This is a genomic window from Streptomyces sp. NPDC020898, from assembly GCF_044333925.1.
Classification (GTDB): Bacteria; Actinomycetota; Actinomycetes; order Streptomycetales; family Streptomycetaceae; genus Streptomyces.
This window is the reverse complement of record NZ_JBIRRV010000001.1, coordinates 1199953-1222484: the sequence shown is the minus strand read 5'-3', so window position 1 is coordinate 1222484 and position 22532 is coordinate 1199953. Positions and strand designations below refer to the sequence as shown.

The 22532-nt window shown below is 70.0% G+C and carries 19 protein-coding genes; 8 read left to right on the top strand and 11 right to left on the bottom strand.

Annotated features, from left to right (window positions below):
- The first annotated feature begins 39 nt into the window (after positions 1-39).
- Entirely contained in the window at positions 40-1608 is a 1569-nt protein-coding gene (locus ACH4TV_RS05340) for an FGGY-family carbohydrate kinase (protein ID WP_398394388.1), read from the top strand.
- Positions 1605-2243, top strand: coding sequence for a histidine phosphatase family protein (locus ACH4TV_RS05335; protein ID WP_398394386.1), 639 nt, complete (start codon positions 1605-1607; stop codon positions 2241-2243). The genes ACH4TV_RS05340 and ACH4TV_RS05335 overlap by 4 nt, the downstream gene beginning before the upstream one ends.
- 172 nt (positions 2244-2415) lie before the next feature.
- Here the strand turns inward: ACH4TV_RS05335 and ACH4TV_RS05330 are convergent, their stop codons facing one another.
- The 7 genes from ACH4TV_RS05330 to ACH4TV_RS05300 form a co-directional block, all read right to left on the bottom strand.
- Positions 2416-3057, bottom strand: a complete 642-nt coding sequence (locus ACH4TV_RS05330) for a superoxide dismutase (RefSeq protein WP_398394384.1) — start codon at positions 3055-3057, stop codon at positions 2416-2418.
- 111 nt (positions 3058-3168) lie between these two features.
- Positions 3169-4065: a TauD/TfdA dioxygenase family protein gene (locus ACH4TV_RS05325; RefSeq protein WP_398394382.1), complete on the bottom strand. Its 897-nt coding sequence runs from the start codon at positions 4063-4065 to the stop codon at positions 3169-3171.
- An 11-nt stretch (positions 4066-4076) separates the two neighbouring features.
- The gene (locus ACH4TV_RS05320) at positions 4077-5444 is read right to left on the bottom strand and encodes an LLM class flavin-dependent oxidoreductase (protein WP_398394380.1); all 1368 of its coding nucleotides are present in this window, start codon (positions 5442-5444) and stop codon (positions 4077-4079) included.
- A gap of 718 nt (positions 5445-6162) precedes the next feature.
- Positions 6163-6879: an ABC transporter ATP-binding protein gene (locus tag ACH4TV_RS05315; protein WP_398394378.1), complete on the bottom strand. Its 717-nt coding sequence runs from the start codon at positions 6877-6879 to the stop codon at positions 6163-6165.
- Positions 6855-7688, bottom strand: a complete 834-nt coding sequence (locus ACH4TV_RS05310; RefSeq protein WP_398395371.1) for an ABC transporter permease — start codon at positions 7686-7688, stop codon at positions 6855-6857. Before ACH4TV_RS05310 ends, ACH4TV_RS05315 begins: the two co-directional genes overlap by 25 nt.
- Before the next feature lie 32 nt (positions 7689-7720).
- Entirely contained in the window at positions 7721-8788 is a 1068-nt protein-coding gene (locus ACH4TV_RS05305; RefSeq protein WP_398394376.1) for an ABC transporter substrate-binding protein, read from the bottom strand.
- Positions 8789-9030: 242 nt separating this feature from the next.
- Positions 9031-10230, bottom strand: coding sequence for an ROK family protein (locus tag ACH4TV_RS05300; protein WP_398394374.1), 1200 nt, complete (start codon positions 10228-10230; stop codon positions 9031-9033).
- A 461-nt stretch (positions 10231-10691) separates the two neighbouring features.
- Between ACH4TV_RS05300 and ACH4TV_RS05295 the strand changes: the two genes are divergently transcribed.
- A complete protein-coding gene (locus ACH4TV_RS05295) occupies positions 10692-11276 on the top strand; it encodes a biotin transporter BioY (protein ID WP_398394372.1) in 585 nt (194 codons plus the stop codon).
- A gap of 79 nt (positions 11277-11355) precedes the next feature.
- Here ACH4TV_RS05295 and ACH4TV_RS05290 read toward each other — a convergent pair whose 3' ends face one another.
- The gene (locus ACH4TV_RS05290; protein WP_398394370.1) at positions 11356-12078 is read right to left on the bottom strand and encodes a hypothetical protein; all 723 of its coding nucleotides are present in this window, start codon (positions 12076-12078) and stop codon (positions 11356-11358) included.
- A 158-nt stretch (positions 12079-12236) separates the two neighbouring features.
- On the opposite strand from ACH4TV_RS05290, the gene ACH4TV_RS05285 reads away from it, so the two are divergent.
- Positions 12237-14339, top strand: coding sequence for a protein kinase (locus ACH4TV_RS05285; RefSeq protein ID WP_398394368.1), 2103 nt, complete (start codon positions 12237-12239; stop codon positions 14337-14339).
- 39 nt (positions 14340-14378) lie between these two features.
- On the opposite strand, the gene ACH4TV_RS05280 is transcribed toward ACH4TV_RS05285, so the two are convergent.
- Positions 14379-15839, bottom strand: coding sequence for an amino acid permease (locus ACH4TV_RS05280; RefSeq protein ID WP_398394366.1), 1461 nt, complete (start codon positions 15837-15839; stop codon positions 14379-14381).
- A gap of 227 nt (positions 15840-16066) precedes the next feature.
- On the opposite strand from ACH4TV_RS05280, the gene ACH4TV_RS05275 reads away from it, so the two are divergent.
- Entirely contained in the window at positions 16067-16552 is a 486-nt protein-coding gene (locus tag ACH4TV_RS05275; RefSeq protein ID WP_398394364.1) for a ribose-5-phosphate isomerase, read from the top strand.
- 358 nt (positions 16553-16910) lie between these two features.
- Positions 16911-17723 carry an Fpg/Nei family DNA glycosylase gene (locus ACH4TV_RS05270; protein ID WP_398394362.1) on the top strand — a complete coding sequence of 271 codons (813 nt, stop codon included), beginning with the start codon at positions 16911-16913 and terminating at the stop codon, positions 17721-17723.
- A gap of 19 nt (positions 17724-17742) precedes the next feature.
- Here the strand turns inward: ACH4TV_RS05270 and ACH4TV_RS05265 are convergent, their stop codons facing one another.
- A complete protein-coding gene (locus tag ACH4TV_RS05265; RefSeq protein ID WP_398394360.1) occupies positions 17743-19014 on the bottom strand; it encodes a GNAT family N-acetyltransferase in 1272 nt (423 codons plus the stop codon).
- Between the two features lie 162 nt (positions 19015-19176).
- On the opposite strand from ACH4TV_RS05265, the gene ACH4TV_RS05260 reads away from it, so the two are divergent.
- Entirely contained in the window at positions 19177-20355 is a 1179-nt protein-coding gene (locus ACH4TV_RS05260) for a PP2C family protein-serine/threonine phosphatase (protein WP_398394358.1), read from the top strand.
- A gap of 331 nt (positions 20356-20686) precedes the next feature.
- Here the strand turns inward: ACH4TV_RS05260 and ACH4TV_RS05255 are convergent, their stop codons facing one another.
- Entirely contained in the window at positions 20687-21871 is a 1185-nt protein-coding gene (locus tag ACH4TV_RS05255; RefSeq protein WP_398394356.1) for a cation:proton antiporter, read from the bottom strand.
- A gap of 154 nt (positions 21872-22025) precedes the next feature.
- On the opposite strand from ACH4TV_RS05255, the gene ACH4TV_RS05250 reads away from it, so the two are divergent.
- Positions 22026-22490 carry an HD domain-containing protein gene (locus ACH4TV_RS05250; protein WP_398394355.1) on the top strand — a complete coding sequence of 155 codons (465 nt, stop codon included), beginning with the start codon at positions 22026-22028 and terminating at the stop codon, positions 22488-22490.
- The last annotated feature ends 42 nt before the right edge of the window (positions 22491-22532 follow it).

The window sequence follows — 22532 nt, the reverse complement described above, 5'->3', positions numbered from 1 at the left end:
TGAGATACGCGAGTCGCGCGAGAGACACGGGAGGCCCGGATGTCGTACGACGGTGAAGCCTGGCTCGGGATCGACCTCGGCACCCAGAGCGTCCGCGCCCTGCTCGTCACCGGCGACGGCACGGCCCTCGGCAGCGGCGCCGCACCCCTGCGGAGCCGGCGAACGGGCGTGCGCCACGAGCAGGACCCCAGGCAGTGGTGGGACGCCGTGTGTACGGCGGTCAGCGCGGCCCTCGCCGGCCGGCCCGCCGTACGGATCGGCGCCCTCGCCGTCTGCGCCACCTCCGGAACCGTGCTGCTCACGGACGTCTCGGGGCGCCCGCTGACCCCCGGCCTGATGTACGACGACGGGCGCGCGGCGGCGGACGCGGAACGGCTCCGGGCGGCCGGGATCGCGGTGCAGGACACCTGGGGGCTGCCGAAGGCGCTGTGGCTGGTGCGGGCGGCGCGGCTGATGGCACGCGAGTTCGGAGCGGCCTCCTCGGATGTCCGGGACCTCCGCCTCGCCCACCAGTGCGATGTCATCACCGCCCGCCTCACCGGGCATCCGACCCCCACCGACACCGGCCACGCCCTCAAGTCCGGCTACGACCCGGCCCGCGAGGCGTGGCCTGACATCGCTTCTGTACGCGCTCAACTCCAGCTCCCCGACGGCTTGTTGCCCGACGTGGTACGTCCCGGTGCGCGGCTCGGCGAGGTCTGTGCGACGGCCGCCGAGCGCACCGGCATCCCCGTCGGTACCCCCGTCATCGCCGGGACCACCGACGGCTGCGCGGCCCAGATCGCCTCCGGCGCCCTGCGCGAGGGCTCCTGGAACTCGGTCCTCGGTACGACGCTGGTGCTCAAGGGCGCTTCGTCGCGGCCGGTGCGCGACCCGACCGGCGTGCTCTACAACCACCGTGCGCCGGACGGCAGTTGGCTGCCCGGCGGAGCCTCGGCCGTAGGCGCGGGCGCCCTGACCGCGTACGCCGCCCCCGGCGTCCCCCTCGCCGACCTCGACCGGGCCGCCGCCGCCCACGAACCGGCGTCCGTCCTCGCGTACCCGCTCACCTCACCCGGCGAACGCTTCCCGTTCCGCGCCCCCGACGCCACCGCCCTCCTCCTCGGCACCCCCGCCTCCGACGCCGACCTGTGGGCCGCGCTCCTCCAGGGCATCGGTTACGCGGAACGCCTCTGCCTGGACCACCTGCACCACCTCGGCGCCCCGCTGCACGGCCCGCTCACCTTCACCGGCGGCGCCGCCCGCAGCCCGTACTGGAACCAGCTCCGCGCCGACATCCTCGGCCGCCCGGTCCGCGTCCCCGAACAGACCGAACCCGCCCTGGGAATGGCCACGTTGGCCGCGTACGGCATGAGGACTGACGGAGACACCCCGGACGCCTCCCTCGCCGACACCGCCGAACGCATGGTCCGTATCCGCACGATCCTCGACCCCCGCCCCCACCACACCGCGCGCTTCACCGCCCCCTACGCCCGCCTCCTCGACGAACTCGAACAGCGCGGCTGGCTCCCCGCGCCCCTCGCGGCACACGCCCGAACACGACTGGACGCCTTGGACACCTCGGACAGCCCGGACAGCCCGGACAGCCGGGATACTTCGGCCCCATGACCACGACGACGACCACGACGACGGCTACGACAACGACCTTGCTGCTGGCCCGCCACGGGCAGACCGTCTGGCATGCCGAGAACCGTTACGCGGGGGTGAGCGACGTGCCGCTCACGGACGAGGGCCGGGCCCAGGCGGAAGCCCTCGGCCGCTGGGCCGCCGCCCATCCCGTCGACGCGGTCTGGACATCGCCACTCTCCCGGGCCATCGCCACAGCGGACCCGGCCTGCCGCGCCCTGGGCCTGACTCCGCACCGCGAACAGGGGCTGCGCGAATGCGACTTCGGGGTGGTGGAGGGCCGTACGCTCGCCGAGTTCGCGGCCGAGGACCCGGAGTGGGCGGCGGCGTACCTGGCGGATCCGGTGGCGCATCCGTTCCCGGCGGCCGAGGACCCCCGGGCGGCGGCGGCCCGGGGCGTGGACGCCCTGCGCCGGATCGCCGCCGCGCACGACGGCGGCCGGGTCCTGGTCGTCGCCCACAACAGCCTGCTCCGACTGGTCCTGTGCTCGCTCCTCTCCATCCCGCTCGGCGAGTACCGCCGCGTCTTCCCGCGCCTGCGCAACGCGGCGATCACCGAGACCCGCCTGACCGCCGGGACGACAGCCCTGCTCTCCCTCAACGTGCCCTGCGAGTAAGCGGGTTGGGGGGAGCGCGGCGAGCGGGAGCATGATGAGGGCGGCCCCCGCGAGTCATGTCCTCGCGGGGGCCGCCCGTCATTCCGCCTGCCGTCGCGTCCGGTGAGAAGACGATCACGAGGCAGGACACTTCACAGGTGTCGGCGCGGTCTGTTCAGCATGCTCGGCCTGTTCAAGGCGCCAACAGCAGTACACCCGGACGGGACTTGGCGGCCTCGTAACGCCTCGCCACGTCCTGCCAGTTGACGACGGCCCACATGGCGTCGATGAAGTCGACCTTCTGGTTCCGGTACTGGAGGTAGAAGGCGTGCTCCCAGGCGTCGAAGACCAGGATCGGGGTGGCGCCCTGACCGGCGTTGCCCTGATGGTCGTAGACCTGCTCGACGATCAGCCGTCCGCTGAGCGGCTCGTAGGCGAGGACGCCCCAGCCCGAACCCTGGGTGGTCGCGGCGGCCTTGGTGAGCTGCGCCTTGAACCCGGCGAAGGAGCCGAAGGACTCGGCGATCGCGTCCGCGAGCTCACCGACGCCGTCCTCGGCGAGGGGCTCACCGCCACCCTCGCCCGTCATGTTGTGCCAGTAAATGCTGTGCAGGATATGGCCGGAGAGATGAAAGGCGAGGTTCTTCTCCAGGCCGTTGACCGAGCCCCACGACTCCTTGTCGCGCGCCTCCGCGAGCTGCTCCAACGTGTCGTTGGCACCCTTCACGTACGCCGCGTGGTGCTTGTCGTGGTGCAGCTCGATGATCTCGGGGCTGATCACGGGCGCGAGCGCGGAGTAGTCGTACGGCAGCTCAGGGAGCGTGTACACGGGCATGCGGGGTCCCCTCGACCTCTTATTGCACATTACTTGCAACTGCAGACTAGCAACAAAAAGGCCCTCGTGTCTGTCGCACGAGGACCTTTCGCGGCTTTCGGAGGGGCAGGCCTATGCGGCGACCGGTGTGTAGTGGGACGCGTCCCCTTCGATCGAGTAGCTCTCCTTGCCCTCGATGCCGACCGGGATGTCACCGGCGATGGTCACGCGGTTGAGGCGGCGCGGCAGGTTGTCGTAGTTGTCGATGGCGTAGTGCTGGGTGATGCGGTTGTCGAAGAGGACGAGCTGGTTGGGGGACCAGCGGTGGCGCAGCACGTTCTCGGGGCGGGTGACGTAGGCCTGGAGGAGGTCCAGGATCTTGCGGGACTCGCCCACGGAGAGGCCGGCGATCCGCTGTGCGAACCCGCCGATGAACAGCCCGCGTTCGCCGGTCAGCGGGTGGACGCGGACGACCGGGTGGACGGTGCGGTACTTGATGGAGGTGAACTGGGCGCGCTGGCGCGCGTGTTCCTCGTCGACGGCCTCCTCGGGCACCGCGTAGTCGTAGTCGTTCGTGTGCTCGGCCCAGAGCGTGTCGGCGAGTGCGCGCAGGGACTCCGGCAGGTCGCGATAGGCCGCCGCGGAGCTGGCGATCAGGGTCTCGCCGCCGTACGGCGGGATCGTGATGCTGCGCAGGGTGCTGGCCTGCGGCGGGTTGAGGACGAACGTGACGTCGGTGTGCCAGTGGTTGGCGGCCCGGCCGCGTTCGCTGTCGACGGGCAGCACGTGGGGGGCGCCGTCGGCGGCCGGCACGGTGGGGTGGGCGGTGGTGAGCTCGCCGAAGTGGCGGACGAAGGCCTGCTGTCCCTCGTCGTCGAGGTTCACGTCGTCGAAGACCAGGGCCTTGTGGACGTTGAGGGCCTCGCGGAGGGCGGCGACCTGCTCCTCGTGGAGCGGCTTGGAGATGTCCACGCCGAAGACGTGGGCGCCGATGTGCGCGGTGACCTTGTGGATCTCGATGCCGGACATGGGGGTTCCTTTCAGACGCGTGCGAGTGCGGAAACGGCGGCAGGGGCGGTGACGGGGGCGGTGACGTACTGGTTGGCGGGGCGCGGGAGGCCGTAGCGCTCCCGCAGGGTCTGCTTCGGGCCGTATCCGGTGCGGAGCAGACCCCGGGCGCGCAGGATCGGGACGACCTGGTCGACGAACAGTTCGAGCCCGGAGGGCAGTACGGCGGGCATGATGTTGAACCCGTCGGCGGCACCCCGCGTGAACCAGGCCCCGATCTCGTCGGCGACCTGCTCGGGCGTGCCGACGAACGTGAGGTGCCCGCGTCCGCCGCCGAGCCGCCCGATGAGCTGCCGCACGGTGAGACGCTCACGCCGGGCCAGTTCGACGACGAGCGTGTAGCGGCTCCTGGCACCCTCGATCGCGCTCTCGGGCGGCAGGTCGTCCGGGAGCAGAGCATCCAACTCCAGGGTCCCGCCCGGAAGTTGCAACAGCCCCTCCAGTCGCCCCACACCGTGCGTGTACACGATGTGGTCCTCCAGCAGTTGCTCGTTCGCCAGTGCCTCGCTCTCGGTGGAGCCGAGCACCGGGACGATGCCGGGCAGCACCTTGATGTGGTCGGGATCGCGACCGGCCGCCGCCGTACGGGACTTGAGGTCGGCGTAGAAGGCCTGGGCGTCCTCGATGGTCTGCTGGGCCGTGAACACCGCTTCCGCATACCGCGCCGCGAAGCTCTTCCCGTCCTCGCTCGACCCCGCCTGCACGAGCAGCGGGTAACCCTGGGGCGTACGCGGCACGTTGAGGGCACCCTCGACGCTGAAGTACGTCCCCTTGTGCCGGGGCGGATGGATCTTCGCGTCGTCACCCCAGACGCCGGCCGCCTTGTCGCCGACGATCGCGTCGTCCTCCCAGCTGTCCCAGAGCTTGAGAGCCACGTCGAGGAACTCGGCAGCCCGGGCGTACCGCTGGGCGTGCGCGGGCTCCGCGTCGAGCCCGAAGTTGCGGGCGGCCTCCGCACCCGCGGTGGTGACGATGTTCCAGCCCGCCCGGCCGCCACTGATGACGTCGAGCGAGGCGAACCTGCGGGCCAGGTTGTAGGGGGAGTTGTAGGAGGTGGACGCGGTGGCGATCAGCCCGATGTGCGTGGTCGCCGTCGCCAGCGCGGTGAGCAGGGTGAGCGGCTCCAGCGAACCACCCGGCCGCTGCGCGACGTTGCCCCACAACTGCGGCCCGTCAGCGAGGAACAGCGAGTCGAAGGTGCCACGTTCGGCGACCCGCGCGAGCCGCACATAGTGCTCCAGTTCGACATGGGCGTACGGATCACTCTCCGGGAGCCGCCACGAGGCTTCGTGGTGACCGGTGTTCATGAGGAAGGCGTTGAGGTGAAGTTGCCGGGTCATGCGATGTCCTTTGCTCGGACAGGGGGAGGGGGAGGGAGAGGGAGAGGGGGAGGGAGAGTGGGAGGCGGAGTGGGTGGGGGTGGAGGTGGAGGTGAGCCGGAAGGGCGCTTTCGCGCACGGGTGCCGCTCTTCGACCGCGTCGGCTTCTTCTGGCGCCGGGCACGGGCTTTCAGCCGGCCGGCTTCTCTTGGGCGCCGGTTCGGACTCTCAGCGGGTGCGATGCCTCTTCGATGCCGGCCTTGGCGATCTCAGCGGGTCGGGGTGCCCCTGGCTGCTGGCCATGGCGGCCTCGGCGGGTCGGGTGTCTCTTGGACGCCGGCCTTGGCGATCTCAGCGGGTCGGGGTGCCCCTGGCTGCCGGCCATGGCGGCCTCGGCGGGTCGGGTGTCTCTTGGACGCCGGCCTTGGCGATCTCAGCGGGTCGGGGTGCCCCTGGACGCCGGCCATGGCAGCCTCACCAGGTCCGGTGCCTCTTCGATCCCGGCCTTGGCAATCTCGGCGGGTGCGGTCCCTTTTCGACGTCGGCCTTGGCAATCTCAGTCGGTCCGGTGCCTTGTCGACGTCGGCCCGGAACCCCAGCCCGTCCGGCGATTGAGGACAAGGCCCGTTCAGGGCCGTAGCGGGGGTCTGGGGGCGGCAGCCCCCAGCAGACGGTCACCCCAACACACGCTCACCCGAACACACGCTCACCGCAGCCGACCGCTCACTGCAACCGACCCTCACCGGAGGTCCTGCCTCACACCCAGCGCCGCGAGCAACCGCCCCCGATACTCACCCCGCGCAGCCGCCGCCCGGTCGATGGCCAGGTCGAGCCCGATCCGCCCTTCCTCAAGCACCAGCACCCGCTCGGCAAGCGCGACCGCCTCGTCCACGTCATGGGTGACGAGCAGCACGGACGGCCGGTGCCGCTGCCACAGCTCCCTCAGCAGGGCGTGCATCCTGATCCGCGTGAGCGCGTCAAGCGCACCGAACGGCTCGTCGGCCAGAAGCAGTTCGGGCTCCCGGACCAACGACCGGGCCAGAGCCGCACGCTGTGCCTCGCCACCGGACAACTCGTTGGGCCAGGCGCGCTCGCGGCCCTTCAGCCCCACCTCCGCGAGGGCCTCCCGCCCCTTCTCGGCCGCCTCTTTGCCCTCGGTGCCCAGCAGTACGTTGTCCAGCACCCGCCGCCACGGCAGCAGCCGCGAGTCCTGGAACACCACCGACACCCGCTCGGGGGCGGTGAGTTGCCCGCTCCCGGCAACCTCGTGATCGAGGCCCGCGACCGCCCGCAGCAGCGTGCTCTTGCCGGACCCGCTGTGCCCGAGCAGGGCCGTGAACTGCCCCGCCGGAAGGTCGAGGTCGATGCCGTCGAGGACCTTGCGCCCGCCGAACGACCGGGTCAGGCCCCGGAGTCGGACGGTCGGCCGGGTCAGCTGCTCAGTGTGCGTCGCCATGACAGCACCCTCCGTTCGATGAGACGGACCACGCTGTCGGAGACGAGGCCGAAGACGCCGTAGACGACGAGGCCGACGAGGATGACGTCGCTCTGCCCGTAGTTCTGGGCCTGGAACATCAGGTATCCGAGGCCGCTGGTCGCGTTGATCTGCTCCAGGACCACCAGGCCCAGCCAGGAGCCGGTCACCCCGAGCCGGAGGCCGACGAAGAAGCCGGGCAGCGCGCCGGGGATGACGATCTGCCGGACGAACTGGAACCTCGACAGGCCCTGTACCTCGGCGAGTTCGACGAACCGGTGGTCGATGCCGGACAGCGCGGAATGTGTGTTGAGGTAGATCGGGATGTAGACGACGATGGCGATGATCGCGATCTTGAACGTCTCGCCGATGCCGAGCCACAGGATGAACAGCGGGATCAGACCGAGCGTCGGGATCGCCCGGTTGAGCTGGACCGTCCCGTCGATCAGCGCCTCGCCGACCCGGCTGAGTCCGGCGGCCAGGGCGAGGACGATACCGGCGGTCAGCCCGATCGCGAACCCGGAGGCGGCCCGCCGCAACGAGGTCAGGATGTCGGTCGGCAGCGTCCCGTCGGTCCACAGATGGACGCCGGTTTCCAGCACGGTCCAGGGGGCCGGGATCGCGGCCGGGTCGAGCTGTCCGGCGGCGGAGGCGGCGGCCCACAGGGCGATGACGAGGGCCGGGCCGATGACCGGGGCGGCGGGCAGCCGCCTGCCGGGGGAGAGCCGGCGGCGCCTGCGGACCTGGGAGCCGCTCGCCTCGGCGGCCGTGACGGAGACGGCGGCCGTCACCGATGCTGTCGCTGATGTCGTGGTCACGGCGGTCACCTCCGGTACTCCGCGGTCACGGACTTCGCCGCGATGCCCTCGAAGCGGTGGTCGAAGAGCGAGCCCACATCGAACTTCTTCACGAAGCCGCCCTCCGCGAGCAGATCGGCGGTCTCCTGCTCCCACGCGATCGCCTCGTCCCAACTCGGCGGGAACAACGGCTTGTTGGCGAGCTGCGTGATGGCCTGAGCCTGGGGGAGGGTCAGGTTCTGCGTCTTGACGTAGAACTCCTCGTTCCAGCTGTCGGGGTTCTCGTACGCCCACACCTGGCCCTTGGCCCAGTACGGGATGTACGCGGCGACCGCGGCGGCCTTCGCGGAGTCGTTCAGCACGGAGACCGGCGCCCACAGCAGGTTGAGCAGGTCGACGACGTCCGTCTCGATGGTGCGGGCGCCCTTGGACCCGTACTGCTGGAGGTATGCGGGCGCCTGGCTGTTGGCGAGCGGCGCGATGTCCACCTGGCCCGACTGGAGGGCGGTGAAGAACTGGTTGCTGGTCAGCGGGACGAGCTCGACGTCGTCGTAGGGGATCCCGGCCTCCTTCAACGCCCGCAGGAGGACGACACCTTGGGCCTGCCCCTGCGAGAAGGCGAGCTTCCGGCCCTTGAATTCGGCGACCGACCGGATGTCGCTGCCGGGCTCGGTGGCGAAGAGATAGTTCGGTTTGCGGGTGACGTTGATCGCGACGATCTTCGCGTCGTACCCCTGGTAGTGCGCCTGGATCGGCGGAATGCCCGCATTGTTGGCGACGTCGAGGGAGCCCGCGCGAAAGGCGTTGATGACGTCGGGGCCGGCGCCGATGTTCGCCCAGTTCGACACCTTGAACGGTAGCTCGCCGAACGTGCCGAGTTTCAACTGGAGTTGCTGGGTGCCCAGATAAGAGGAGATCTTCAGGCTCGTACCCGCCGGGACCTTGTCGGCCAGCGGGGCGGTCGAGGCGCCCTTGGCGTCGGCGGCCACGCTGCTGCCGGCGCAGCCGCTCAACCCGGTGACACCGGCCGCGGCGCCGAGCAGGGAGGTGAGGAAGAGCCGTCGGTCGACACCCGGCACGGGAGATGAAGGCATGGGAGGACTCCGTGAGTTCGGAAGGCAGGAATGCAGGAACGCAGACGAATTCCGGGCAGAAAAGCCCAGGGAAAGGGAATTCACGCAGTTCAGGCAGGAAGAAATGAGCGCTTCACACGCGGCAACGTGTCAGCAACAACGGCGACGTGTCAGCAACAAAGGGTGCGACAGCTCACGAAGAGGCTCATGAGTAAGATGTTCCTGGTCATACCTGGTCCCTGTCAACATTCGGAGTTTCTGAATTAAATAGCCTCAGGTGAAGCGGCCAGCGGATCCCGGTACAGCACGTCGAGCGCCACCGAACCGCCCGCCACCGCGAGCACCGAATCCGGGAAACTCGTCGGCACGACAGAGGCCGCGCGTTCGGCGCCGACCCCTTCACGCAACGCGGCGAGGCAGTCCTCCCGGTGGGTGACCCCGATCTCGGTCACGACCACCGTCTCCGGATTCAGCACGTCGAGCAGCAGCCGCGCCGTCCGACCCACAGCACCCGCCCGCTGCATCAGCAGCCGTACGGCCCCCTGGTCACCTCCGGCCGCCGCCGCGACCACATCCAGGGGATTCGTGCCCTCGACGACGCCCGCCTCCCGCGCCCGTCGGCACAGCGTCCGCTCGCTCAACTCGGCCTGGAGGCAGCCGACTCGGCCGCAGTCGCAGGGCTCCGTACCGCCCGGCACCGGCAGATGGGCGATGGCACCGGCCTGGGAACGCGGACCGTGGTGCACCTCGTCGTTGGTCGCGAACGCCGCGTCGACGACATTGCCGACGAACAGATGCAGCACGCTCCCACTGCCCCGCGCCGGCCCGAACAGCCGCTCCGCGTTGACCAACGCCCGCGCGTGCCCGTCCACATGGACCGGCAGCCCGGTGCGGGCGCTGAGCATCTCCCGCACCGCCACGTCCCGCCAGCCCAGCATCGGGTGCTCGACGACGGTCCCGGACTCCCGGTCCACCCAGCCGCCGGCGGCGAACCCCACACCGAGCGGCCGGTGTCCCGGCAACCCGTCCAGCAGGGCCGCGAGCGCGTCGGCGGCCCGTGCCAGTACCAGGGAGGGATCGGCGGAGTCGTGCCCCAACTGCCGCTCGGCCAGCACCCGTCCGCGCAGATCGAGCAGCGCGACCGTGGTGTACGGCACGGCCACATGGACTCCGCCCACCACGAACCGGGAGTCGTCCAGGTCGACGGGCACGTGCGGGCGGCCCACTCCCTGGGACCGCCGGGGCACGACGGCCTCGCGGATGAGCCCGAGTTCGGTGAAACGGGCACAGTAGTCGGTGACGGACGCCGGGGACAGCCCGGTCAGCCGGGAGATGGTGCTGCGGGCCACCGGGCCGTGCTCCAGCACGGACCGCAGGACGACGCTCGCGTTCGTCCGGCGCCGGTTGCTGTCGGCGGCACGGGGGACGGGGGAGGTGAGAGGTGGGGCCGCGGTACGGGGCATGGTGATCTTCCTGGGGAACGGGTCCGACACTGCGCCGTCTCATGCTGTGAGGCGCGCCGGAGCCGCTCCGTCCGCCTCAGGGGCGGCGACAGGTGGCCGTGCCCACGCGTCGCAGGTCGACGTGGCGACGCGACGAGAAGTACCGGGACTGGGCGACCATGCGCTCGAAGCTAGCAAAACGGGCCGACGCTGCCCAGACGGCGACCGACGGGCGAGACGGCACCCGTCCAGATCCACGGCCGGATTGGCGGAACCCTACAGAGCCGGCTCACCGTTCCCCCGTAGCCGACGCCACCTCACCTCAGTGACCGGCATCACGCCGGACCGGGTGTAACCCGCACCTTTTGTGGAGAGCCCACCACCCCCGGCCCGCCCCCTTTGTCGAGCGCTGACGGTGATCGGTCCGCAACCCCTGGGATAGCGTCACGATGTCCCCGACTGCCCTCACCCGCGGAGTCCCCATGAGTACCGCTGCCGCCGCTGTTCCCGCCCGCACCGGCCAGGTCCTCGCCGACCTGCTCCCCGCCTCCCGCGTCCGGGACGCCGTGCTCGTGCTCGGCGGTGCCGCCCTCACCGGGATCGCCGCCCAGATCGCCGTCCCCGTGCCCGGCTCGCCGGTGCCGGTGACCGGGCAGACCTTCGCGGCCCTCCTCGTCGGCACCGCGCTCGGTGCCGGCCGCGGCCTCGCCGCCCTCGTCGTGTACGCCGTGGCCGGTCTGGCGGGCGTGCCGTGGTTCGCTGAGGGCGACTCAGGTGTGTCGGTGTCCTTCGGCTACATCCTCGGCATGCTGCTCGCGTCCGCCGCCGTGGGCGCGCTGGCCCGCCGCGGCGCCGACCGCTCCATGTGGCGCATGGCGGGCACGATGCTGCTCGGCGAGGCGATCATCTACGCGATCGGCGTCCCGTACCTCGCCCTGGCCGCCGGCATGAGCGCGAGCGCGGCGATCGCCGCCGGCCTCACCCCGTTCCTGCTCGGCGACGCCCTGAAGGCGGCCCTGGCGATGGGCGTACTGCCGACGGCCTGGAAGTTCGTCAACAAGGGCTGATCCACAGGTGGTTGTGGAGCAGGGGAGGGTGGGGCGGATTCCGCCCCACCCTCCCCTTTCTGTCACCTGCCACCGTCGATCAGACCTGCGGCTGCTGGGGCCGCCGCTGGGACCACCAGATGCCCGCCGCCCCCGCGGACAGCAGTGCCGCGCCGACCGCGCCGAGCGGCAGCAGGTCACGCGCGGGGCCCGTCCTGGGCAGTTCGTCGCCGCCGGGTGCCACCGGCTTGTTGTCGGTGCCGAGCAGCAACGGGGTGGCCGGGGCGTTCGGCGACGGGTTGGTCGTACCGAACGGGACCGGGCCCTGCTGCCAGTACGTCGTCGACCCGTCGGCCGTCTGCACGGGCAGACAGATCTTGCCGGTCTTGCCCAGATCGAACGTCGCGTCGACGTCGTACGACGTCGACTTACCGGCCGCGAGATCGCCGACAGCGCAACTGAAACCGCTGTTCGAACCCTCCGGAAGATCCCCTTCGGTAATCTCCGAACAGCCTTGAACGTTCTTGACCGTCATGCCGTCGAATCCGACGACCAAAAGCCTGATCTCGCCGCTGGCCTTGCTCCCCTCGTTCTTTACCGTGGCGGTGAGCGCTGTTTCCTTCGAACTGTTGTCGACCGAGATGCTCTCGGGCAGCTGTGTGGTCAACTTGACGCCTGCCGGCGCTTCGTCAACGGCCTTTCCCCCTTTGCTGCTCCCGGGTCCCTGGTCATCCGCGCTGGCGGTGAAGGAAAGGATCATCACGGCAGAAAAAGATGCCGTGAGCAGCGATCCCGCGATGACCGTCGTGCGACCAGAACTCATGTTCGTCCCCCTTGGATCCCCCTGGACCGCGCCTGAATTCGCAGTCCTTGAAGAGGTACCACAAGATTTCTCCGCACTATGCTGGTACGGCACGAAGTGTGACCATTGTGATTCTGGTGGGGCGTGCGTTGAGGGGGTGCAGAGGATTGCCGGGGAATATGGGCGGCGGTGCTCCAGGGCTGGTGGTGACGGGCCGATATCGGCTGGTCGAAAGTATCGGTCAGGGGGGAATGGGGCGGGTGTGGCGAGCCGTCGACGAAATGCTCGACAGGCCGGTGGCCGTCAAGGAAATGCGGATCGACGGACTCGACGCGGAGGACACCCGCACCCGCCGCGAACGCACTTTGCGTGAGGCCAGGGCGACGGCCCGGATCGACCACCCCAACGTCGTGCGCGTGTACGACGTGGTGGACGAGGGCGAGCGGCTCTGGATCATCATGGAGCTGGTCGCCGGCCGCTCCCTCGAACAACTCCTGGTCCAGGACGGCCCGATGGGCCCGGGCGACACGGCCCGGCTGGGCCTCGGCCTGGTCGCCGCACTGCGCCAGGTGCACGCCGGGGGCGTACTGCACCGGGACATCAAACCGGGCAACGTCCTTGTGGAACGACGCGACCAGCGGGTCGTCCTCACCGACTTCGGCATCGCCGCGATCCAGGACGCGAAGGCGCTCACGATGGTCGGGATGCTCGTCGGCTCCCCCGACTACATGGCACCGGAACGCGTCTCCGGCCGGCACCAGGGCCCGCCGTCCGACGTCTGGTCCCTCGGCGCGACGCTCTGCGCGGCCCTGGGAGGCCGCTCCCCCTTCTCCCGCGAGACCACCCTGGCGACCCTCCACGCGGTCCTGTACGAGGACCCCGAACTCCCCGCCACCGCAGGCCCGTTGCACGACATCCTGGCCGCCCTCCTGGAGAAGGACCCGTCGGCCAGGCCCGCACTGGAGGACGTGGAACGGGCACTGCTGCCGGTGGCGTTCCCCGAACCCGAACCCGAACCCGAACCCGAGCCGGAACCGGAGCCCGAGCACGCGCCGGAGACCCCCGAGTCTCCGAACGGACCGGACACAGCGTCCCCAACTCCCGTACGGGCGAACGCGGACGCACCGACACCCGCATACCTGGACGCGTCACTCGTACAGGCCGCCCAGCAACAACCGTCACAGACAGCGGAACCGGAGCCACAACCGGAACCGGCGCCGGAGCAGCGGGAGTCCGAGCCCCCACCGCCCGAGGACGCCGTCCCCGCCGCGCGTACGGCCGCCACCCCGGTACTGGGAACCCCTTCCCGTGAAGGCTCCAACGCCTCCACCGAAGTCCCCTCCGAGATACGTTCCGAGGTCGGTTCGGCGACCCCCGCCCGGAGCGCCGTACCGACGGCGGGACCCGTCGGAATACGCAGGGCCGGGGTCTCGCTGGTCCGGGCGCAGGCGGTGACGGAGAGGCGCCCGGCGGAACAGCACCCGCAGCACCGTGAGTTCCGGCAGGCTGCGCGGGAGGCAGCCGCCCTCCCGACGGCCTCGCGCACAGCGCCCCCGGCGCCACCGGCACCACCGGGAATGCCGCCTGGCGAACTCCCGGGCCCCGCGGTCCCGTCCGCCCCCCGGCGAGGCCGTCGCCGTATGGGCCTAGTGGCCGCGGGTGTGGTCACCGCGGGAGCCGTGGTCGGGATCGTGCTCGCGTCGACCGCGGGATCGCCCGACGGCAAGAACGCGGCGTCCCCGTCGTCGTCGGCCCCCGGGTCGGCATCGGACGCACCCTCGGCCCGGCCGTCGGGCACCCCGACCCCCGAACCGACCACCCCCGAACCCACCGTCGAGGGCACCTCCCGCCCCCGTACCCTGCCGCCCGGCACGCACGAGGAGGCGGGCGGATACGCGTGGGCGACGCCCGAGGGCTGGCGCCGGGACGTGAAGACGGGCGCCGAGGTGCACTACACGTCACCGGACGGCAGGCAGGAACTCCTGGCCAAGTCCTCCCTCGCGCGAGGCGACCTGCTGGAGACCTGGCAGGAGTCGGAGCGCAACGCCCGCCAGGGCCAGGACTACCGGAAGATCTCCCTCGCCCAGACGACGTTCCAGGGCCACCCCGCGGTCGTCTGGGAGTACACCTTCACGCTGGACGGCACCCACTGGCACGCCCGGCTGCTCGGCTTCGACGTCGAGGGGAAGTCGTACCAGATCAGCACCTGGTACCACGAGGAGATCGAGCCCCAGGCGGTGAAGATCTACGAACGGGTCAGGGAGTCGTTCACGGTGCTGTGAACGACTCCCTGAACACTCACGACTGCCGAACGAGCCGAACTAGCCGACCTTCACGACGTCGTTGACGTCGTCGCCGTCCTCGGCCGTGTCCGCACCCGTGTCCGGGCCGTCGGACACGGCGACCGTCCCGCGCCCGGTCTTCTGCCGAATGACGGCGATGACGAGGACAACAGCCGCGACCAGCAGCGACAGCAGCACGGTCTCGCGTCCGTCGTGCTCGGTGTCGGTGAGCATGTAGCCGAGGACGAACACGATGAGAGCGGCGGTCGCCCAGGTCAGATAGGGATACAGCCACATCTTCACGACGAGCTTCTCCGGGGTCTCGCGCTCGATGATCTTCCGCATGCGCAGCTGCGAGAAGCAGATGACCAGCCAGACGAACAGGGCGACGGCGCCGGAGGAGTTGACGAGGAAGAGGAAGACCGAGTCGGGGAACTTGTAGTTGAAGAAGACGGCGACGAAGCCGAAGACGACCGAGGCGACGATCGCCGCGAGCGGTACGCCACGGGAGGTGGTCCGCGCGAAGGCCTTGGGCGCGTCACCGCGCTGGCCGAGCGAGAAGGCCATGCGGGAGGCCGTGTAGAGCCCGGAGTTGAGGCAGGACAGCACCGAGGTCAGCACGATGAAGTTCATGATCTGACCGGCGTGCGCGATACCGAGGGAGTCGAGGGCGGCGACGTACGAGCCCTCCTCCTTGATCGAGGGATCGTTCCACGGCAGCAGGGTCACGACGACGAAGATCGACCCGAGATAGAAGACGGCGACACGCCAGATGATGCTGTTGGTGGACTTGGTGACGGCCCGCTGCGGGTCCTCGGACTCACCGGCGGCCAGCGTGGCGATCTCGCTGCCCATGAAGGAGAAGACGACGAGCAGTACGCCGGTGAGGATGGCGCCGGGCCCGTTGGGCAGGAAGCCACCGTGGTCGGTGAGATTGCCGAGGCCCGCCTTGTCGCTGTCGATACCGGGCAGCACGCCGAACACGGCGAGCCCGCCGATGATGACGAAGGCGCTGATGGCGACGACCTTGATGCCGGCGAACCAGAACTCGAACTCGCCGTAGGAGCCGACGGAGACGAGGTTGGTGGCGGTGAGCACCACCATCACGATGAGCGCCCAGGCCCACTGCGGTACGGCGGGTATCCACCCTTCGAGGATGGTGGCCCCGGCAGTCGCCTCGACGGCGAGCACGACAACCCAGAAGAACCAGTACAGCCAGCCGATGGAGAACCCGGCCCAGCGCCCGAGCGCCCGGTCGGCGTGCGCGGAGAACGAACCGGAGGTCGGATTGGCGACGGACATCTCGCCGAGCATCCGCATCACCAGCACGACGATCGTGCCGACGAGCGCGTACGAGAGCAGAATGCCGGGCCCGGCGGTACGGATACCGGAGCTGGACCCCACGAAGAGTCCGGCGCCGATGACACCGCCGATGGCGATCATGGAGAGATGTCGGTTCTTGAGCCCGGCCTGAAGACCGGAGGTCGGCTGCGAGGTCATGGGGGAATTTCCTTTGCGCCGGATGAGCGGTGATGAGCGGGCGGGACGCGGGTGCCGGTAGGGGCGGCGTAAACAGTTGGTCCAGTGAATCGGAGGTAAAGGGATTCCTGAACCTTTGAATCCAGATTGTTACTTGAGGTTTTCTTGAGGTTCCATAGTGTTGCCGCCAGTTTTCGCGATCAGCACCCGGGGCTGCTGCCCCGAAACGCGCATGTCACACTCGTCCCATGCGCGTGTATCTCGGCTCCGACCATGCGGGCTTCGAACTCAAGAACCACCTCGTCGAGTGGCTCAAGGAGGCCGGCCACGACCCCGTGGACTGCGGCCCCCACATCTACGACGCCCTCGACGACTACCCGCCCTTCTGCCTCCGCGCCGCAGAGCGCACGGCGGCCGACCCGGAGGCCCTGGGCATCGTGATCGGCGGCTCCGGCAACGGCGAACAGATCGCGGCGAACAAGGTCAAGGGCGTGCGAGCGGCGCTGGCCTGGAGCGAGGAGACCGCGTCGCTGGGCCGCCAGCACAACAACGCCAACGTGGTCGCGGTGGGCAGCCGCATGCACACCCAGGACGAGGCGACGAAGTTCGTGGAGACCTTCCTGAACACCCCGTTCTCCGAGGACACCCGCCACATCCGCCGCATCGACATGCTGACGGCATACGAGACGACAGGCGACCTCCCGGAGATCCCGCCCCACCACCCCCAGCAGTAGCCTCCGGCGGTCAACGGGGGACGACTCAAGCTTCTTTACCCGCCCACCCGCCTGCACTGCTTCTCCAGCACAGGCGGTACTTCTCAAGCGACCGGTACTTCTTCGGCAACCGCTACTTCTCCAGCAACCGGTACTTCTCCAGCAACCGGTACTTCTTTGACGACCGGTACTTCTCTGAAGCGCCGGTCGGCACCTCCAGCCCGTCCGGCGTTTGAGGACGAGGCCGTTCAGGCCGACAGGGGGCCAGGGGGCAGAGCCCCCGGCGGGGTCCGGGGCGGAGCCCCGAGGCGAGGGCGACTTCGCGACGGACCGAGGCGGGTGGTGGGCGGGAAAACAAAAAACGAAAGGAACCCGCACCGTGCCGGAAGGGCACACGATCCACCGGCTGGCCCAGGACTACACCGCCCGCTTCGCCGGCAGGACGGCCCACGTAACCAGCCCCCAGGGCAAGTTCACCGACTCAGCCGCCCTGATCCACCGCACCGTCCTCAACGGCGCCGACGCCCACGGCAAACACCTCTTCCTCCGCTTCCGCGAAGCCGACTGGATCCACATCCACCTCGGCCTCTTCGGCAAGGTCACTTTCGGCGACGCCCCCGCCCCGCCCCCCACGGACACGGTCCGCCTCCGACTCGCGAACAGCACCTCGTACGTGGACCTCCGGGGCCCCACCACGTGCGCCCTCATCACGGACACCGAGAAACAGGCGATACACGACCGCCTGGGCCCGGACCCCCTCCGCGAGGACGCCGACCCCGACACGGCCTACAACACCCGCATCAGCCGCAGTCGTACGACCATCGCCGCCCTCCTCATGGACCAGAAGGTCATCGCGGGAGTGGGCAACGTCTACCGCGCCGAGGTCCTCTTCCGGCACGGCATAGACCCGTACCGCCCCGGCAAGGACATCACGGCCCCCGAGTGGAACGCGCTCTGGACCGACCTGGTCGACCTCATGCGCGAGGGCGTACGCAACAACCGCATCGACACCGTCCGCCCGGAGCACACCCCGGAGGCGATGGGCCGCCCGCCGCGCGTCGACGACCACGGCGGCGAGGTCTACGTCTACCGCAGGGCCACCATGCCCTGCCACCTCTGTGGCGGCGAGATCCGCACCGCCGATCTCGCCGCCCGCAACCTCTTCTGGTGCCCGGGCTGCCAACGCAAGTGAGCCGGCACCGGACCGGGCGTCAGAACCCGTGCGACAGCCAGGGCGTCACCACCGACCCGAACGCCACCGAAGCCTCGGCCAGCGCCCCCTGCCGAACCTCCTGCACCCGCCCGGCCGCCCCCAGCGCGGCCAACGGCACACCCCCGAGGTAGGCCGCCCCCAACTCCCGTACGGACAAAGCGAGATCAGCCGCATCCTCCGTACGCCGGCATACGGCCCCCTTGGCGTCGCCCGTCAGCCGCCACCTCCCCGTGTTCCACGGACAGAAGGCATCCTCGACCTCGAAGACCACATCCACCGGCGCCTGGTACGTCCGCGCCTCCAACGCGGCCCCCACGTCCACCAGTCGTACGTACAGCGCGTCCCGTCGCCGCAGCCCGCACCGCCGGATGTCCGACACCATGTGATGCCAGGGTTCCTCGACGGGCCGCCCACGCGCGACGATCTTCGACGTCAGGTCGAGATCGAACAGGAACCGCCACACCGCCGCGTGCGAAGCGGCATCAACCGCCTCCATGTCCTCCACCACGACCGCGCTGTTGGACCCACTGACATCCCAGTCGGGCTTGACCCGGAACCGAGCGAACCCCACAACATCGGCGCCCTGCCCGTGCCCCCGCTCGGCAACCACGCACTGCAGGGGCGAAGCCCCGTCCCGCTCGCCCTCCGGATCGATCACCCAGCCCCGCGCCCAGCCGGGCATCCGCGCCAGCATCCCCGGCCGCTCCGGAACCCGACGCGCGTACACCGCCTCACAGTCGTCAAGGGCCTCGACGGGTACGGCGTACCGCAGCCGTACGTCATCGGTTCCGTCCGGCACCGCCAGCCGTACACGCGTCGTGTCGATCTCGACGGTCAGCGAGTGCGTGGCGAGGCCGTACCCGAACCGCCCGTAGATGGCGGGCTCGGAGGCCGTCAGCACGGCCAACGGCTCACCCCAGCTCCGTACGTCGTCCAGCTGCCGTCGCATCATCGAGCTGAGCACCCCGCGCCTGCGATGCGTCCCGGCCACGCCGACCATCGTCACACCGGCCGCCGGCACGGAGGCGCCACCGGGTACGGTCAGCCGGAAGGTGAAGGCACTGGCACTGCCCACACACGCGTCACCGTCCCAGGCGCCCACGGAACGGTCGTACTCGGTAAGTGATTTCCACAACTCCCGCTCCTCGGCGGACTCCGGCATTCCGCCGAAGGCACGGAGCAGGTTGTCGTACCACTGATCCCAGTCGTCAGGCCGCAGCGCCCGCACATCGGGCGTGGCAGAGGTCCTGGAGGTCCCGGAGGTCGTCATAGACCATGACTACCAGGGCAATGCGGGACGAGCGAGGGAATTTCTCCCTCGGGGCCTCGGACCGGCCTCCGGTGGGTTTCACTGTGAAGTTGAACCTCGGACGGGGGACAAGTGGGACCTCCCGTGCCAAGCAGCTGGTCCGATGGATAGGGTCCCGAACTAATGGCAGCAGGACGAGGGCGGCGCGCGGAAGCCGAGACGTTCACGGCCCGGATGAAGAAGCAGGTTCACCGGGTCCGCACCGGCCTGCGCAGATCCGCCGTGGACTACTTCCGGGGCGACGGATCGGACTGGATCGCACTCGCCGGTCTGTTCATCACCATCCCGGTCATCGCGGCCATGACCCTCGCCAACTCGGTGTGGTGCTCACCGGCCCTGCTGGTCCTCCCGATCGTCACCGGCGGCCTCCTGCTGCGCCCGGCCAGCCTGCTCGGCCTGTACGCGGCGGCGGCCACGGCACTGATCGTGGAGTCGGTGAAGCTGGGCCCGTACACGGAGGGCCCGAGCCGGGTCACTCCGGGCGTGGTCCTGGTGGTGGCGGCCTGCGGTTTCTTCGGTCTCCTCATCGCCCAGTTCCGCAGCCGCGTCGGCGTCCCCTGGCGGCGGGGCGGCACGATGCTGTTCGACCTGCGCGAACGCATCCGCGTCCAGAGCAAGCTCCCGCAGCTGCCGCAGGGCTGGCACCGGGAGATGGCGCTGCGCCCGGCGGGCGGTCAGTCGTTCTCGGGCGACTTCGTGGTGGCGGCCCGGACGAACGGGGGCCGCACGATGGAGGTCGTCCTGACGGACGTCTCCGGCAAGGGCATGGACGCGGGCTCCCGAGCCCTTCTCCTCTCTGGCGCCTTCGGCGGCCTGCTGGGCTCGCTGCCGCCCCACGCCTTCCTCACCGCGGCGAACGGCTACCTCCTCCGCCAGGACTGGGACGAGGGCTTCGCGACCTCGATCCACCTCGTCCTGGACCTGGACTCGGGCGACTACGAAATCTTCTCCGCAGGCCACCCCCCGGGCCTCCAGCTCAGCGCGGGCACGGGCCGCTGGGAGGAGAAGGCCGCGGAGGGCCCGCTGCTGGGCGTGTACGACGGAGCCCAGTTCGACCCCGTCAAGGGCTCGCTGCGCCCCGGAGACGTACTGATGCTGTTCACGGACGGCCTGGTGGAGACGTCGGACCGGGACATCGTCGAGGGCATAGACCGCCTGACAGGCGAGGCCGACCGCTACGTCGCCGGCGGCTTCCACGGCGCGGCCTGGCACCTCATCGAAGCGGTGGCCAAGGACGTGAACGACGACCGCGCCCTCCTCCTGATCTGCCGAGAGGGCCCCACAGCCCAGGCAACGATCTGACGCCCACTGGCCGGCACGCTTCAGGTCGGCCGGTTCCCCTTCGGGTTCGCGCCGGGCGGTACCTCTTCAGCGCGGGCCCGCATTTCCAGCCCGTCCGGCGTTTGAGGCCTACTCGCTTCAGCTTCTTTCCCGCCCACCCGCCCCCGCCGCTTCTCGAGCGGAGGCGGTACCTCCGAAGCGCCGGCCGCCTCTCCACCCGGTCCGGCGTTTGAGGCCTACTTGCTTCAGCTTCTTTCTCGCCCACTCGCCCCCGCCGCTTCTCGAGCGGAGGCGGTACCTCCGAAGCGCCGGCCGCCTCTCCAGCCCGTCCGGCGATTGAGGACAAGCGCCTTCAGCGCGGCCGGGGGTCTGGGGGCGGAGCCCCCAGGTCGAGGATGGGACGGGTAAGGGCGGCGGGGGCGAAATAATTAGGCACCCACCCCGCAGCCAACGGCCCCAACACCGCCAGCACCAGCACATACCCGGCGATGAACGGAGACAGCCGCGCGTCCAGCCCCGCCCCCGCAGCCATCGTCGCCAGAATCAACGCGAACTCCCCCCGAGCCAGCAACGTCGTCGAGATGACCGAGGCCCCCCGCGCCCCGAATCCGTACACCCGCGCCGCACCCATCCCCGCCAGCACGTTCATCACCAGCGTCACCGCCACCGCCGCCAGCACCGGCCACACCACCACCGGCAGATCCCCGGGGTCGATCGACAGCCCGAACGCGAAGAAGAACATCGCCCCGAACGCGTCCCGCAACGGATGCACCAGCTTGCGTATGCGCTCCCCGGACGCCGTACTCCCCAGCATCAGCCCCACCATGAACGCCCCGATCGCGTCCGCGACCCCGAACCACTCGGACACCCCGGCGACGAACACCGCCGCCCCGAGGAACGAGATCACCAGCAACTCGTCGTCCTCGACGGCGAACAGCCGCCCCACGACCCGCGTACCGAACCGTGCGGCGAGCGCCAGCAACAACAGGAACGCGAAGGCCTTGCCCCCGTCCAGCACAGCTGCTCCCACGGAGTCGGCGCCCGACAAAATGGGCTGCAGCGCGGCGAGATACAGCGCGAGGAAGATGTCCTCGACGACGATGATTCCGAGGATCGGCTTCGCCTCGGGACTGCCCAGCCGCCCGGTGTCGACCAGCACCTTCGTGACGATGGCCGACGACGATATGCCCAGCACCCCGGCGAGGACCAACGCCTCGGAGGTGCCCCACCCGAGGGCGAATCCGAAGCCCAGGCCGGCGCCGACGTTCAGCGCGAGATACGTGCCCCCGGCCAGCGCCATCCGCCGCCCGCCCGCCTGAAGGTCGTCCAGGTGGAATTCGAGGCCGAGATAGAAGAGCAGCAGGACCAGCCCGAGCGCGGAGAGCATCTCCATGTCGTGCGGGTCGGAGAGCAGCACGATGCCGGGTGTGTGCGGGCCGAGCAGAATCCCGGCCAGGATGAAGAGAGGGATGGTGGGCAGTCCGATCCGGCTGCCGAGCCGGGCGAGGACCGCGGCGGCGAGAAACGCGCCGCCCATGGCGATCAGAGTGTCCGCGTGGCCGATGAGCTTGCCTCCGAAGTCAAGAGAGCGTCAAGACATGGTCAATACTTACTTTACCAAACGATCCTCGGGGTCTGCCGTCCAGTCGCTGCCCTCCTGAAATCCGGCCCCGCCACGACACACTGACCGGATGACCGGAACACCTTCGAATGTGGAACGACTGCTGACCCTGGCCGAGGTGGAGGCCCAGGCCCGTGCCGCGCACGCGGGGCAGACCGACAAGGCGGGGCGCCCGTACGCGGAACACCTCCAGGCCGTCGCGGAGGGCGTACGCGCGCGGGGAGGCGACGACGAGCAGATCGCGGCGGCCTGGCTGCACGATGCCGTGGAGGACGACGCGCTGCCCGAGCGCTGGCTGGACGAGGCCGCGCTGTCCCGCCGTACGAAGGACATCGTGCTGGCCGTCACCAAGCGCACGGGGGAGGCGCCCGAGGCGTACGCCCGGCGCATCCTCGGGACGCCGGGCGCGCGCCTGGTCAAGGAAGCGGACCTGGCACACAACGCGGACCCCGCCCGCCTCGCCGTCCTGGACGCCCCGACCCGCATCCGGCTGACCGATAAATACGCCAATATGCGCGCACTTCTTGGCCTTTAGGTCCGCAGACGGGTCGGCCGGGGTCGTCGCCGACGTCCGGTG